Source organism: Acinetobacter haemolyticus (genome assembly GCF_003323815.1).
GTDB lineage: Bacteria > Pseudomonadota > Gammaproteobacteria > Pseudomonadales > Moraxellaceae > Acinetobacter > Acinetobacter haemolyticus.
In genome coordinates this window covers 2,408,409-2,422,013 of record NZ_CP030880.1, presented here as the reverse complement: position 1 = coordinate 2,422,013, position 13,605 = coordinate 2,408,409, and the positions used below count along the sequence as shown (strand labels likewise).

At 39.7% G+C, this 13,605-nt stretch carries 10 protein-coding genes; 7 read left to right on the top strand and 3 right to left on the bottom strand.

The window, feature by feature from the left end:
• The first annotated feature begins 41 nt into the window (after window positions 1–41).
• Window positions 42–1,745: a M61 family metallopeptidase gene (locus DS737_RS11085; RefSeq protein WP_113997535.1), complete on the top strand. Its 1,704-nt coding sequence runs from the start codon at window positions 42–44 to the stop codon at window positions 1,743–1,745.
• A gap of 166 nt (window positions 1,746–1,911) precedes the next feature.
• On the opposite strand, the gene uraH is transcribed toward DS737_RS11085, so the two are convergent.
• Window positions 1,912–2,310 carry a hydroxyisourate hydrolase gene (gene uraH, locus DS737_RS11080; RefSeq protein ID WP_075315928.1) on the bottom strand — a complete coding sequence of 133 codons (399 nt, stop codon included), beginning with the start codon at window positions 2,308–2,310 and terminating at the stop codon, window positions 1,912–1,914.
• 476 nt (window positions 2,311–2,786) lie between these two features.
• Here uraH and DS737_RS11075 point away from each other — a divergent pair, with 476 nt between their 5' ends.
• Window positions 2,787–5,018, top strand: a complete 2,232-nt coding sequence (locus DS737_RS11075; RefSeq protein WP_017395744.1) for an NADP-dependent isocitrate dehydrogenase — start codon at window positions 2,787–2,789, stop codon at window positions 5,016–5,018.
• A gap of 134 nt (window positions 5,019–5,152) precedes the next feature.
• Here DS737_RS11075 and DS737_RS11070 read toward each other — a convergent pair whose 3' ends face one another.
• A complete protein-coding gene (locus DS737_RS11070; protein ID WP_004638354.1) occupies window positions 5,153–5,956 on the bottom strand; it encodes an rRNA large subunit pseudouridine synthase E in 804 nt (267 codons plus the stop codon).
• Between the two features lie 193 nt (window positions 5,957–6,149).
• Here DS737_RS11070 and icd point away from each other — a divergent pair, with 193 nt between their 5' ends.
• From icd to DS737_RS11045, 5 genes are all read left to right on the top strand, one after another.
• The gene (icd, locus tag DS737_RS11065; protein WP_005081826.1) at window positions 6,150–7,406 is read left to right on the top strand and encodes an NADP-dependent isocitrate dehydrogenase; all 1,257 of its coding nucleotides are present in this window, start codon (window positions 6,150–6,152) and stop codon (window positions 7,404–7,406) included.
• Between the two features lie 146 nt (window positions 7,407–7,552).
• The gene (locus DS737_RS11060; RefSeq protein WP_004638356.1) at window positions 7,553–8,062 is read left to right on the top strand and encodes a hotdog fold domain-containing protein; all 510 of its coding nucleotides are present in this window, start codon (window positions 7,553–7,555) and stop codon (window positions 8,060–8,062) included.
• A gap of 225 nt (window positions 8,063–8,287) precedes the next feature.
• On the top strand, window positions 8,288–9,106 hold the full coding sequence (locus DS737_RS11055) for a PhzF family phenazine biosynthesis protein (protein ID WP_113997534.1): 819 nt from the start codon (window positions 8,288–8,290) through the stop codon (window positions 9,104–9,106).
• Window positions 9,107–9,245: 139 nt separating this feature from the next.
• Window positions 9,246–12,014, top strand: coding sequence for a M16 family metallopeptidase (locus tag DS737_RS11050; RefSeq protein ID WP_113997533.1), 2,769 nt, complete (start codon window positions 9,246–9,248; stop codon window positions 12,012–12,014).
• Window positions 12,015–12,179: 165 nt separating this feature from the next.
• The gene (locus DS737_RS11045; protein WP_113997532.1) at window positions 12,180–13,145 is read left to right on the top strand and encodes a calcium/sodium antiporter; all 966 of its coding nucleotides are present in this window, start codon (window positions 12,180–12,182) and stop codon (window positions 13,143–13,145) included.
• A 60-nt stretch (window positions 13,146–13,205) separates the two neighbouring features.
• Here the strand turns inward: DS737_RS11045 and DS737_RS11040 are convergent, their stop codons facing one another.
• Entirely contained in the window at window positions 13,206–13,592 is a 387-nt protein-coding gene (locus DS737_RS11040) for a DUF3144 domain-containing protein (RefSeq protein WP_004638360.1), read from the bottom strand.
• Window positions 13,593–13,605: the final 13 nt, after the last annotated feature.

The window sequence follows — 13,605 nt, the reverse complement described above, 5'->3', positions numbered from 1 at the left end:
ATGCTAAGCTGTCGGAAATTTTTTTATTTTTAGTTTGAACTATGCTGCACTATCAAATTGAATTTGACGATTATCGCCAACATCTTATTCATGTCACGCTTCGTTTTCTTGCAAATCCAAATCAAGAGCTTTGGCTACCGACGTGGATTCCGGGCAGTTATTTAATTCGAGAGTTCTCTAAGCATATTGAATCAGTGAAAGCATCTGATGAAGCAGGGCGTTTGCTCAGTATTAAAAAAACAGAGAAGAATCGTTGGCGTTTATTCAATACCGACCATGAGTTGATTACGGTTGAATATGATGTCTATGCTTATGATTTATCTGTACGTGGTGCTTATGTTGATCAAACACGACTCTATGTCAATCCAGCCTGTGTTTGTCTAGGACTTCAGGATCAGGAGCAAGCCCCATGTGAAGTTGAGCTGTTCTTGCCAGATGAGTTGAAGCATTTTCAGATTGCTGCGGGCTTAACTTCTAAAAGTTTAGTCAAAGGACGTTTTACCTTAAAAGCGGATAATTATGATCAATTGATTGACAGTCCTTTTGAGCTAGCAGAACAAAGTCGTTTTAGTTTTGAAAGTCATGGCATTCCACATGAGTTTGTGATTTCTGGAAAACACAATACCAATTTAGAGCGTATGCAAGCAGATATTGAAAAAATCTGTCGAACTGAAATAGAGATGTTTGGTTCTGCGCCATTTCAAAACTATACCTTTATGACGATAGCAACAGGCAATAGCTATGGTGGTTTGGAACATTGCAATAGCACCAGTTTGATTACACCACGGGATGATTTGCCTAAGCTTGACGAAGCTGAAGAACCTTCAAAGGACTATCAACGTTTCTTAGGTTTATGCAGCCATGAATATTTTCACTCATGGTTAGTGAAGTTTATTCGACCAGATAATTTTGCCAATTATGATTTACACAAAGAAGGTTACACCAGCCTATTGTGGATCTTTGAAGGTTTCACTTCCTATTATGATGATTTGATTTTATTACGTAGTGGTGTGATTTCTCAGAAATCGTATTTAGATTTATTGAAAGGGCAAATTGATCGTTATTTGCAAAATCCAGGACGTTTCATTCAAACGGTTTCTGAGTCAAGTTTTGATGCTTGGATTAAATTTTACCGCCAAGATGAAAATTCTAATAATGCGGGTACCAGTTACTACAATAAAGGTAGTCTAGTTGCGCTGTGTTTAGACTTGGGGCTTCGTTTACGTGGTTCTAGCTTGGATGCGTTAATGCGCCGTTTGTACGAAAATACTCAGCAGGGTATTCAAGTCAATGAGCGTACAATCTTTGATTTGTGCAAAGCGCTGACAGGCGATGATTGGATTGAGCAGATTAATCACTTGATCAATACCACTGACGAACTGCCATTAGACCAATTATTACCTGAGTTTGGTTTAAGTTACGTGCTTAAAAACGAAAAAGCCTTGCCTTTTGGTTTGAAATTGCTCGATAAAACTGAAGGTGTTGTTGTGCAACAAGTACGTCGTGAAGGTGTGGCAGCTCAAGCTGGTTTATCAGCAAATGATGTCATTATTGCGATTGATGGTGTTAAGGCTTCGGAAAAGCTTCTGGCGAAATATGCAAAACAGCAAGGTACATATACGGTTTATGCTTTCCGCCGAGATGAGCTATTAACATTTGAGTTGAATGGTGGGGAAAATCCATTGACTACAGTTGATTTAAATGTTGAAGACCAAGCCAAACTTGATACTTGGTTAGCATCTTGATCAAAGGATCGTAGACACGACTTCTGATGGCGTGTTTGTAATTCTATTGTTTTATAAAAAATCTCGGTAAGAGTGCTGCAGCCTTCAGGTTAGATACATCGTCTAATTTGAAGGCTGCTTTTCTATCATTCAATTTTCGCAAATGTATGTATGGATTAGGATGAGATTAATTACCACGATAAGTTGAATAACCATAAGGGCTAATCAAAAGTGGAATATGGTAATGTTCAAGTTTTCCATCTATAGCGAAAATGACTGGTACTTCTGGGAAAAATGAAATCTGTTTGTGCTGTTCAAACCATTCTCCTGTTTTGAACGTAACTTTATAAATCCCTTTTTGAAGTGGTGTGTCTTTTGGATATAAATCCGTAATACGTCCTTGCTGATTAGTTATATTGTTGTTTAGAGTTTTCCATTGATTATTTTCTTGTTTTTCCAGAATAACCTTAACTCCGGCAGAAGGGAGGCCATTTTCTAAGTTGAGCACATGTACACTTAGTGGATTTTGAGCAAAGCTAAAAGAAGAAAGAGTCATAGCGACTAATGGGACGAAAACTTTCATCATTTGATCTATCCTGAAATAAAAAAACTAATTTTAATCATTTGGTCAAAAATTAAGTTTAAAAAGTGTAAATAAAACTAGAGTCGAATATTCAGATTGATTTCGATCACTTATGATCGGAAGTCGTTCTAAAAAAATGTTGAGCTGAAACTCTCATCGATCTAAGTCTTGAACCCGAACAAATAATATTCGTTTTGTAGTATTTCGTATTGAAATGTCGTTATCTCGATATATTACATTGACTGAGAAGTGATCAGTACTGATACTCTCATGTTTTACTTAAGCTAACCGATTTGCAGGAGATAAAACTCCAACTTGCTACTACTATTTCGTAGCGAAATGTCGTTATCACTGGATATTGCGTTGACTGAGATGCGATCAGGGCTGATACTCTCAGGGTTTTATTTAAGCACATCGGTTCTTAGGGGTTGGGCCACAAGTTCGACCCTCAAAACTCAATCCAACACAAGGGGCTATATATGGCTAGTGGGAAGTCAACAATCATTTACACACTGACTGATGAGGCGCCACTGTTGGCGACCTATTCGCTACTGCCAATCATTGAGACTTTTACTAAGCCTGCAGGCATCGAGATCGTTAAAAGTGATATCTCTGTTGCTGCACGGGTACTTGCAGAGTTTTCGGATTACCTAAATGACGAACAGAAGGTAACGAATAATCTTGCAGAACTTGGTCGTCGTACTCAGGATCCTGATACAAATATTATCAAACTTCCAAATATCAGTGCTTCTGTAGCGCAGTTAACCTCATGCATAAAAGAGCTGCAGTCTAAGGGCTATGCAATTCCTGATTATCCTGAAAATCCAACAACTGAGGAAGAAAAGGAAATCAAGGCGCGTTATGGTAAATGTCTTGGTTCAGCGGTAAATCCAGTTTTACGCGAAGGTAACTCTGATCGTCGTGCACCTGCGGCTGTTAAAAACTATGCGAAAAAACACCCGCACTCAATGAGCGAGTGGAAGCAATGGTCACAAACTCACGTTTCTCATATGGATGAAGGCGACTTCTACCACGGTGAAAAGTCGATGACACTTGACCGTGCACGTAATGTAAAAATGGAACTCATCACCAAAAGTGGTGAAACCATCGTGCTTAAGCCAAAAGTTGCGTTACAAGATGGTGAAATCATTGATTCAATGTTCATGAGCAAAAAGGCGCTTTGCGACTTTTATGAAAAAGAACTTGAAGATTGTCGTGAAGCGGGCATTTTGTTCTCTTTACACGTAAAAGCGACCATGATGAAGGTGTCACACCCAATCGTATTTGGTCACTGTGTGAAAATTTACTACAAAGATGCCTTTGAAAAGCACGGCAAATTATTCGATGAGTTAGGTATTAACGTGAATAACGGTATGGCTGGTCTTTATGAAAAGATTGAGACATTACCGACTTCTTTGCGTGAAGAAATCATCGAAGACTTACATGCTTGCCAAGAGCACCGTCCTGCACTTGCAATGGTTGATTCTGCAAAAGGTATTACCAATTTCCATTCACCAAATGATGTGATTGTAGATGCTTCAATGCCTGCAATGATTCGTGGTGGTGGTAAAATGTGGGGTGCTGATGGTAAACCATACGATTGTAAAGCAGTAATGCCTGAGTCAACGTTCGCACGTATCTACCAAGAAATGATCAATTTCTGTAAGTGGAACGGTAACTTTGATCCACGTACGATGGGTACTGTGCCAAACGTCGGTTTGATGGCGCAAAAGGCAGAAGAATACGGTTCACACGATAAAACGTTTGAAATTGCAGAAGCGGGTGTTGCCAACATCACAGATCTTGAAACAGGTGAAGTGTTGATGTCTCAAAATGTTGAGGAAGGTGATATCTGGCGCATGTGTCAGGTGAAAGACGCACCAATTCGTGATTGGGTGAAACTTGCAGTAACACGTGCACGTAACTCTGGTATGCCTGCGATTTTCTGGCTTGACCCATACCGCCCACATGAAAATGAACTGATCAAGAAAGTTGAAAAATACTTGAAAGATCATGACACTGAAGGTTTAGATATTCAAATCATGTCGCAAGTACGTGCAATGCGTTATACGCTTGAGCGTGTAGCGCGTGGTTTGGATACGATTTCTGTGACGGGTAATATTCTTCGTGATTACTTAACTGATTTATTCCCAATCATGGAATTGGGTACTTCTGCGAAAATGTTGTCTATCGTGCCGTTAATGGCGGGTGGTGGCATGTATGAAACAGGTGCGGGTGGTTCAGCACCGAAACATGTTCAGCAGTTAGTTGAAGAAAACCACTTACGTTGGGATTCCCTTGGTGAGTTCCTTGCATTGGCTGTGTCTTTAGAAGAGCTTGGTATCAAAGAAGACAATAACCGTGCGAAATTGCTTGCCAAGACACTTGATCAAGCGACAGGAAAATTGTTGGATAACGACAAATCTCCATCACGTCGTACAGGTGAACTTGATAACCGTGGTAGTCATTTCTATTTAGCGTTGTATTGGTCAGAAGCATTAGCTGCTCAAGATGAAGATGCTGAGTTAAAAGCGAAGTTTGCTCCTCTAGCAAAAGCACTCGCTGAAAATGAACAAAAAATTCTTGCTGAATTAAGTGAAGTGCAGGGTAAAGCTGCTGATATCGGTGGTTACTATGCAGTTGATCCAGCGAAAGTAAGTGCTGTAATGCGTCCAAGTGCAACACTTAATGCTACGCTTGAAACAATTTAAGTTTTAATACTTTACTGATAAATTTATCAGTGATGTAAAAAGCCGATGTGAAAACATCGGCTTTTTTGTGTATAAGGAATCAGATGATTCTCATAAAAAAAGCCCACATTCATGGGCTTTAACTTAATTAGAGATTAACGACTATTGCGACTACGTCCACGCGGTGCTTTAGTATTTGGTCGAGTTGTACCATTGGTCTTACGACGTGGCTTTTCACTTTCATCCATTTGCCAAATACGCTTGGTACCTGATTTTTTCTTATTCGGGTCTTTCTTGTCACCTTCTTTTTTCTTTTGATGCATAGGCTTACCGCCAGTCCCGCCGGGTTTCTTCACATAAGAGCGAGAACGGTAAGGCTTGTCCTCAGGCAGGTCTTTAAAATCAGGGAAAAGCAACGGCTCGATTTCAGTTTGTTCGCCCGGTTGTAAACCTAGACGGATCAAATTGATTGAACCAATTTGAGTACGGATAAGACGTAAGGTAGGGAACCCAACAGCGGCAGTCATACGGCGAACTTGACGATTACGACCTTCACAAATTTGCAGTTCTATCCAGCTCGTCGGAATGCTTGCGCGATAGCGAACAGGAGGATCACGATCCCATAACCATTCTGGTTCATCAACTTTCATCGCTTTAGCAGGTAAGGTCATACCATCCGCAAGTTCGACACCATTACGAAGTTGCTCCAAAGCTTCTTCGGTAACATCGCCATCAACTTGGGCTAAATAAGTTTTATATTTTTTATTGCTTGGATGAGTGATGAACTGATTTAAACCTCCATGATCGGTCAGAAACATCAAACCTTCAGAGTCTAAATCTAAACGACCTGCAATTCGCAACTCAGGATCTTTGATAAAACTTGAAACCGTTAGATGTGCTTCATCTTCCCGAAACTGTGACAAGACATCATAAGGTTTGTTGAAGACAACTATTTTCATAGAGAAATACTACTTTTGGATTATGGGGTATTTGGTGAATATATGCTTTTATTTTATCGGGAAATGCGGTTATTTCTCATATAAATCAAAAAACATATTGGATTGGATTAAACTAATTCACAGTATAAAAAATAAAGTATGCCATAAGAAGGTATACATTTACTCGCAAGTTACATGAGGGAGAGCCTATACAATGGGTTATCAGAAGATCGTGGTTCCTGCAGATGGCGATAAAATTACCGTAAATGCAGACCTGTCACTGAATGTTCCAAATCATCCAATCATTCCTTTCATCGAAGGCGACGGTATTGGTGTAGATATTACACCAGCAATGAAAGCAGTTGTAGATGCTGCTGTTCTAAAAGCATACGGTGGCAAACGTTCGATTGAATGGATGGAAGTCTATTGTGGTGAAAAGGCCGATAAGATTTACGGTAATTATATGCCAGAAGAGACATTTGATGCACTACGTGAATTCATTGTTTCGATCAAAGGTCCTTTAACGACACCTGTTGGTGGTGGCATTCGCTCTTTAAATGTTGCCTTGCGTCAAGAACTTGATTTGTATGTATGTGTGCGACCTGTACGTTGGTTCGAGGGCGTTCCTTCACCAGTACAGCATCCTGAATTAACAGATATGGTGATTTTCCGTGAAAATTCGGAAGATATTTATGCTGGGATTGAATGGAAAGCCGATTCTCCTGAAGCGAAAAAAGTGATTAAGTTTCTCAAAGAAGAAATGGGTGTGACCAAAATTCGGTTCCCTGAGGGTTGTGGTATTGGTATCAAACCTGTCTCAAAAGAGGGAACGCAACGTTTGGTTCGAAAAGCAATTCAGTTTGCGATCGATAATGATAAGCCTTCTGTGACTTTGGTGCATAAAGGCAACATCATGAAGTATACCGAAGGTGCGTTTAAAGAGTGGGGCTATGAGCTTGCAATCGAGCGTTTTGGCGGTGAGCTGTTGGATGGTGGTCCTTGGGTTAAAATTAAAAACCCTAAAACGGGAAAAGACATTATTATTAAAGACGTGATTGCTGATGCATTCTTACAACAAATCCTGATGCGTCCAGCGGATTATTCAGTCATTGCCACATTAAACCTGAATGGTGACTATATTTCTGATGCTCTGGCGGCAGAAGTTGGCGGGATAGGTATAGCGCCCGGTGCAAATATTGGTGGCGCGATTGCAGTTTATGAAGCAACACATGGAACTGCGCCAAAGTATGCTGGACAAGATAAAGTCAATCCGGGTTCGATTATTCTTTCTGCTGAAATGATGTTACGAGATATGGGCTGGACCGAAGCCGCTGATTTAATTATCAAAGGTGTTTCAGGAGCAATTGCGGCAAAAACCGTAACTTATGATTTTGAGCGTCTAATGCCAAATGCAACCTTATTACGCTGCTCAGAGTTTGGTCGAGCCATTATTGAGCATATGGAAGAGTAAATATCTAGTGAACAAGAGGATGGTGCACCATCCTTTTTATTTTTATAGGTTGTCTTTATTGAGTCTACGTTTATTTGACTTAGACAATGTCGGGCACTCCTGAGCAATGTTATGTTATTTGCTCATTCACCTAATATCATACTCACATGACTAATATAATTACATCGGTTCTCAATCAAGTAAAAAAGAAAGTTACTCGTCAAGAAAACTATGTGCTAGCTGCTTATGAATGGTTAAAACCTGTTCCGGGCGGATTAAGACTACTTTCTAAAGTTGTAAGTCGCAAAGCACCATATTTTCAGACAGTTGATCCCATTATTCAGAAATTAGAGCGTAATTATTGCGAAGCAATAATGTCTAAAAATAGAACTGTCGAAAATCATATTGGAACGGTTCATGTGATTGCAATCTGTAATGGTTTAGAGTTTGTGATGGGAGTATTAACAGAAGCATCTATTCCAGCCCATCTCAGATGGTTGCCAAAAGGGATGCAGGTCAACTATGTCGCTAAATCTAATTCAGATATTAAACTGATTGCGCGTGTTGAAGATGAATGGAAAGCTGGTGATCTGAATGTTACGATTGAAGCTTATCGTGAAGACGGAACTATAGTTGTACAAGGTACAATCATGTTATGGGTCACTGAAAAGAAGTAAAACTTCAACACCCAAACAACACCCAAAATTTGTAAGTTAGAAACTCGTTGAGTCGTGTTAAGACTTTGGGTTTCTAATTCATAACTTAAAAAAACGATGCTGTTTGCAAATAAAGTTGTTTATCGCTAAAAGTTTAGATGTGTATTGTAAATTTAGAAAAATCTGTATCTATAATTCATCAACCATTTGTTCAAAATAATTGAAAAAGCTTGAGAGTCTAAATTTATGAAAATGTACCAAGTTGATGCTTTTACCAAAGAACTTTTTAAAGGTAATCCAGCGGCTGTAATCGTTGTGAATGAGTGGTTAGATGAAGCGCTGATGCAAAATATTGCTTTAGAAAACAATTTGTCTGAAACTGCTTTTGTCAAAAGACAAGATGATGCGAATTATGAAATTCGTTGGTTTTCGCCAACAGATGAGGTTGCTTTCTGTGGACATGCGACTTTAGCCAGTGCTTTTGTTTTGTTTAAAGATTTCACTACTGTAAAGACGATTCAATTTCATGTGAAAGATTTAGGAATTTTTATCGTTAATCAAGATGAAGACGGTAAAATTAAAATGAATTTCCCGATTCGTAGAGCCGAGTTGATCACTGACTACCCACAAGTGTTGCGTGATGGCTTAACGAAACCGTTTAAGGCTGTGTACCTAAATGCTCAGGCGTATATTGTTGAGTACGAAACTGTGCAAGATGTATTGGATGAGCAACCCAATCTGGAAAAGCTAAAGCAGCTTGGCAAAGTGCGTACAGCGATTACTGCCTCTCAACCAGATGTGGCAATTACAGCAAGAGGTGAAGGACAGTTTGATTGTGTGTCACGTTATTTCGCGCCTGCGATTGGCATAGATGAGGATCCGGTGACAGGTTCAATCCATACAGCTATTGTTCCACTTTGGGCAGATAAACTGAATCAAAAGCAATTGGTTGCCTTTCAAGCTTCGAAACGAGGCGGTATTTTAGATTGCGTTATTCAATCTGAAGATCGAATTGAGATTTCGGGCTATGCAAAACTCTATATGCAAGCTGAGCTTAATCTCTAAAATTTACGTAATCTTAAAACAAATAAAGAAAAAAGCTGTTTAATTAAACAGCTTTTTTCAAAACATAACTATTAAAAATGCGAATCGTTCTCTACTATAGTTTTTTTATTTAAATCACCAAAAAATACTTGGATAAATTATGTTAACGCGGTTTAAGCAGCTTACTCTCTCTCTTTGTTTGATCGGGTTGAGTGCGACGTCTTGGTCTCAAGTGGTACTCGTAAAAAGTGAAAGAAATATTGAAGAATATAAATTAGATAACGGTTTTAGAGTTATTCTGGCACCAAATGAAAAAGAAAATAAAGTCTATGTAAACACAGTTTATTTGACGGGTTCATTGAACGATCCTAAGGGCAAGGGCGGTCTTGCACACTTATTAGAGCATTTGGCATTTAAAGGTACGGTCAATGTTAAAGGCGATGAGTTTCAGCGCCGTTTGGATCAATACACGCTAATGACCAATGCCAGCACTGATTATTATTCAACCAAGTATATTAATATTGTCCGTCCTGAGAAAAATGCGCTGAATGAAATTCTATACCTCGAAGCTGAGCGTATGGATAAGTTGGTTCTACAGGAAAAATTTGTTCCAGCCGAAATTGAGATTGTAAAGCGTGAACGTGAGATCCGTATGGATCAACCTTTTGCGGTGTTGATGGATCAAATGTTGAAAGCAGCTTACGGCAATCAGTATCTTGGGCGTTTGCCAATTGGTGATCTTGCTGAGTTGAAATCAATCAATATGAGTGAGTTGAATCAGTTTTACAGAACGTGGTATGCACCGAATAATGCAATCATGGTGATTTCTGGAAAATTTGATAAGGCCGAAGTGCTGAAAAAAATTGACCAGCATTTTAGCCCAATTCCAGCGAGACCAGTGCCTGCACCAGTGCAAGTTCCAGTATTAGATAGTACCAAGATCAAACAACGTCAGTTCAGTGTAGAAAAGGGAAGTGACCTCGCCAAGTTTCATATTTACATGAATGGAAAAAATAGCGATATCGCACCTGCTTTAGCGCTTGCACCAGGATTATTTACTTTACAGCCAAGCGGTAGTCTATATAAAAGTATGGTTGAAACAGGGATAAGTACTGCTGTTCAATCAACAACATGGCTGGATCAGGATTTCAATCTTGTGTTTATGGGGGCAATTTATGCGCCGAATCATGACGAGAAGCAAGTGAGTGAAGCCTTAACAACGGGTGTTGAGAAAAAACAAGCTTTTAGTGAAGTCGAACTACAGCGTCTCAAAAATATCACCCAGAATGCAGCCGATACCATTGCCAATGATGCGGTCGCTTTAGGTTCGCGTTTAAGCGATTATGCAGTAACTTCGCATGGCCAGTGGGATCGTTATTTTAAAGATTTACAAGCGATTCAAGCACTCAAAGTTGATGAATTAAATACGACTCTCAAACAGTTTTTAGTGCCTGAACATCGTGTTTCTGGTGATATCCGACCTACGCCAGAAGATCAGAAAAAGGCAATGACGTTGAGCGAGGAAAAGCAGCCCAAAACTTTAGATCAGACGAATGAAGTGGCTGAACCGCTTAAGGACGTGAAAGTTTATCAGCAAGAAGTGGCACAGTTTGTTGAACAGTCAGCACAGCAATTGCAGAAAAACGAACAGAAGATTCAACGTGGTCAGTTGAAAAATGGCATTCGTTACGCACTTTATCCAACGTCAACACGTGATGATAAAACCTATGCCACGATTAGTTTAGATTTTGGTGATGAAAAGGCGCTATTTGGAAAGGCAACAACCTTAGATTTAGCGAGTTATTTGATGTTACGTGGTTCTGAAAAACATACTTTGCAGGAAATTACGGATAAGGCGATTGCTGCGAGTGGTGGGGCTTCCGTGAGTTCAAATGGCAACGGTTTAACCATCGTTATACAGGCGAAAAAAGATAAATTTGAAGATTTCTTCAGTTTTATCGTGGATGTGTTAAAGCAGCCAAAGTTTGCCCAAACAGAGTTTGATCTAGCTAAGAATCAAAGTTTATCGGCATTGGATCGTCCGTATACTGAACCCGCAGTCGTGGCATCGATGACTTTATCTCGTGTGTTAGAAATCTATCAGCCGGGAGATTTACGTTACCACTTTGAGCCTGAACTTGCGAAGAAGCAGTTGAATGAAGCGACACAAGCACAAGTTAAGCAGTTTTACGATCAGTTCTTTGAAACGAACTACGCTCAAATTGCGATCACAGGTGATTTTGATCCAAAGAAAATGAAAAAGACTTTGCAGAAAACCTTTGGGTCTTGGAAAGCAAAACAACCTTTCCGTAAAGTTACTGGACAATATACGGAATATAAAGCACAGAAAATTCATGCGCTATCTGAACAGCGTGAATTTGGAAGCTACCAAAGTATTTTAGCGATTCCGGTTGGTTCTTATCATCCAGATGCACCTGCTTTAATTGTGCTTAGTCATATTTTAGGTAACTCGCAACTTTCTTCGCGTTTAGCGCAAGAATTACGAGAGAAAAATGCATTGGTCTATGGATTTGGGAGTGGTTTAGACCTAGATCCTGATATCGATGATGGTACTTTAAGTATCACCGCCAACTATACGGCAGGTCGTTCTGGCCAAGTCTCTCAGTCAGTTCACAAGGTACTGAATGATTTACTCAGCAAAGGTGTAACAGCGCAAGAAGTGGAAGCAGCTAAAGCTGATATCATGAAAAAGCGAGTGACTGCACTAGAAGATGAACGCCGTATTCACGGTATGTTGACTTCGCAATTAGAACGTAATAAAACGCTATTGGATCGAGCTGTGCGTGACCAAGAATTTGCCAAGCTAAGTAAAGATGATGTTGATCGTGTCATTAAAAAATACATTAAACTTGAGCATTTCGTTGAGGTGATGGCTGATCAATATGGTCAGGCTCAAGATCCTCGTTGATTTGGATCTCCTCACTTTGATGGTGGTTTTTTAAAAAATCTGTGCTTTCATAGTTGAAGTTAGATTTAAATTCACATGCTTGGATTTTTGTTGCTCGTCATATTAGAAGACAAGCTAATCCAATGCATGTGAAGTGTTTTCATTGATAAGGAAAAGGGGAGTAGCATGGCTTTTGCTGTGATCGCGGTGATTGTTGGACTGATTTTATTGGTCTGGAGTGCTGATAAGTTTATTGATGGTGCTTCAGCCACTGCGGGTCACTTAGGTATGCCGCCCTTGCTAGTTGGGATGATTATTGTCGGGTTTGGTACATCAGCACCCGAAATTGTTGTCTCGGTTATGGCTGCTATTGATGGAAACCCAGGATTGGCATTAGGGAATGCTTATGGTTCAAATATCGCGAATATTGCTTTGATTCTTGGGGTGACTGCATTAATTCATCCGATTATGGTGCAATCTGCGGTTGTACGTAAAGAATTGCCAATATTATTGTTAGTCACCGCAATCTGTATCTTACAAATTTTTGATGAGATGCTCAGCCGAATTGATGCAGTGTTAATGCTTTTGATGCTGGTCTTATATATGGGCTGGTCGATTTGGCAAGGCATGCGAAGTCAAAGTGATGTATTAAGTCATGAGTTCAACACCGATCTACAAAGCAAACAAACACCATTAAAGACTTCGATTTTTCAGCTTTTATTTGGTTTGATTATCTTAGTGATTAGTTCACGCTTATTGGTTTGGGGGGCGGTAGAAATTGCACAAGCCTTTGGTGTGAGTGATTTGATTATAGGCTTAACCGTGGTTGCAATTGGTACTTCTTTACCAGAGCTGGCTTCTTCGATCGCAGCAGCACGCAAAGGTGAGTTAGATATTGCGATAGGTAATGTGATCGGCTCCAATATGTTTAACACGCTCGCTGTTGTCGGTTTAGCTGGGGTGATTCATCCTACAGTTGTGCCACAAGAGGTGTTACATCGTGACATGGTGGTAATGGGTGCACTCACTTTAAGCCTGTTGATATTTACACTTAGCTTTAAAGGAAGAGGGCGAATCGGACGTGTTAAGGGCGGAGTGTGGTTATTCAGCTTCGTTGCTTATACCGCATATTTGGTGAATACCGTATTCTAATTAAAAAAGATAAAGGCATTGAGATACCCAATGCCTTTTATCGATTCGACCTACAAAGGATTATTTGTGGTCATGTTTATGTGTGTGGAAATCTTCGTTTTTGCGGAAACGTAAATAGTTATCAAACTGCTCACAATATTCGTCAAAGTTATCTTCTAACATCATTTGAAATTGTTGCAGTAAATATGACATGACTTGCTCTTTCGCTTCTTGCATTTCATTGCCATCTTTAAAATTATTTGCTGCGACCCATGTGTTAAAACGGGCAGTGGCAAATAGCATTGCTGCACTCACTTGACCACGTAACTCTTCTGGTTTTGCTGTTTGTCCTTTTGGTGGACGGCAAAATTCATTGGCGAGTTTAATAAATTCATCTGCACGCTCAAAAAATACCGCATTTAAAGCTTCTTCTTCAGTTACATCAGTCGCATTAATTTTTTGAGACATGTTCTTTTCCAAC

Coding starts and splice junctions, on each gene's coding strand:
- DS737_RS11040 (WP_004638360.1), bottom strand. CDS start 13,592: ATGTCTCAAAAAATTAATGCGACTGATGTAACTGAAGAAGAAGCTTTA.
- DS737_RS11075 (WP_017395744.1), top strand. CDS start 2,787: ATGGCTAGTGGGAAGTCAACAATCATTTACACACTGACTGATGAGGCG.
- DS737_RS11050 (WP_113997533.1), top strand. CDS start 9,246: ATGTTAACGCGGTTTAAGCAGCTTACTCTCTCTCTTTGTTTGATCGGG.
- DS737_RS11060 (WP_004638356.1), top strand. CDS start 7,553: ATGACTAATATAATTACATCGGTTCTCAATCAAGTAAAAAAGAAAGTT.
- uraH (WP_075315928.1), bottom strand. CDS start 2,310: ATGATGAAAGTTTTCGTCCCATTAGTCGCTATGACTCTTTCTTCTTTT.
- icd (WP_005081826.1), top strand. CDS start 6,150: ATGGGTTATCAGAAGATCGTGGTTCCTGCAGATGGCGATAAAATTACC.
- DS737_RS11085 (WP_113997535.1), top strand. CDS start 42: ATGCTGCACTATCAAATTGAATTTGACGATTATCGCCAACATCTTATT.
- DS737_RS11045 (WP_113997532.1), top strand. CDS start 12,180: ATGGCTTTTGCTGTGATCGCGGTGATTGTTGGACTGATTTTATTGGTC.
- DS737_RS11055 (WP_113997534.1), top strand. CDS start 8,288: ATGAAAATGTACCAAGTTGATGCTTTTACCAAAGAACTTTTTAAAGGT.
- DS737_RS11070 (WP_004638354.1), bottom strand. CDS start 5,956: ATGAAAATAGTTGTCTTCAACAAACCTTATGATGTCTTGTCACAGTTT.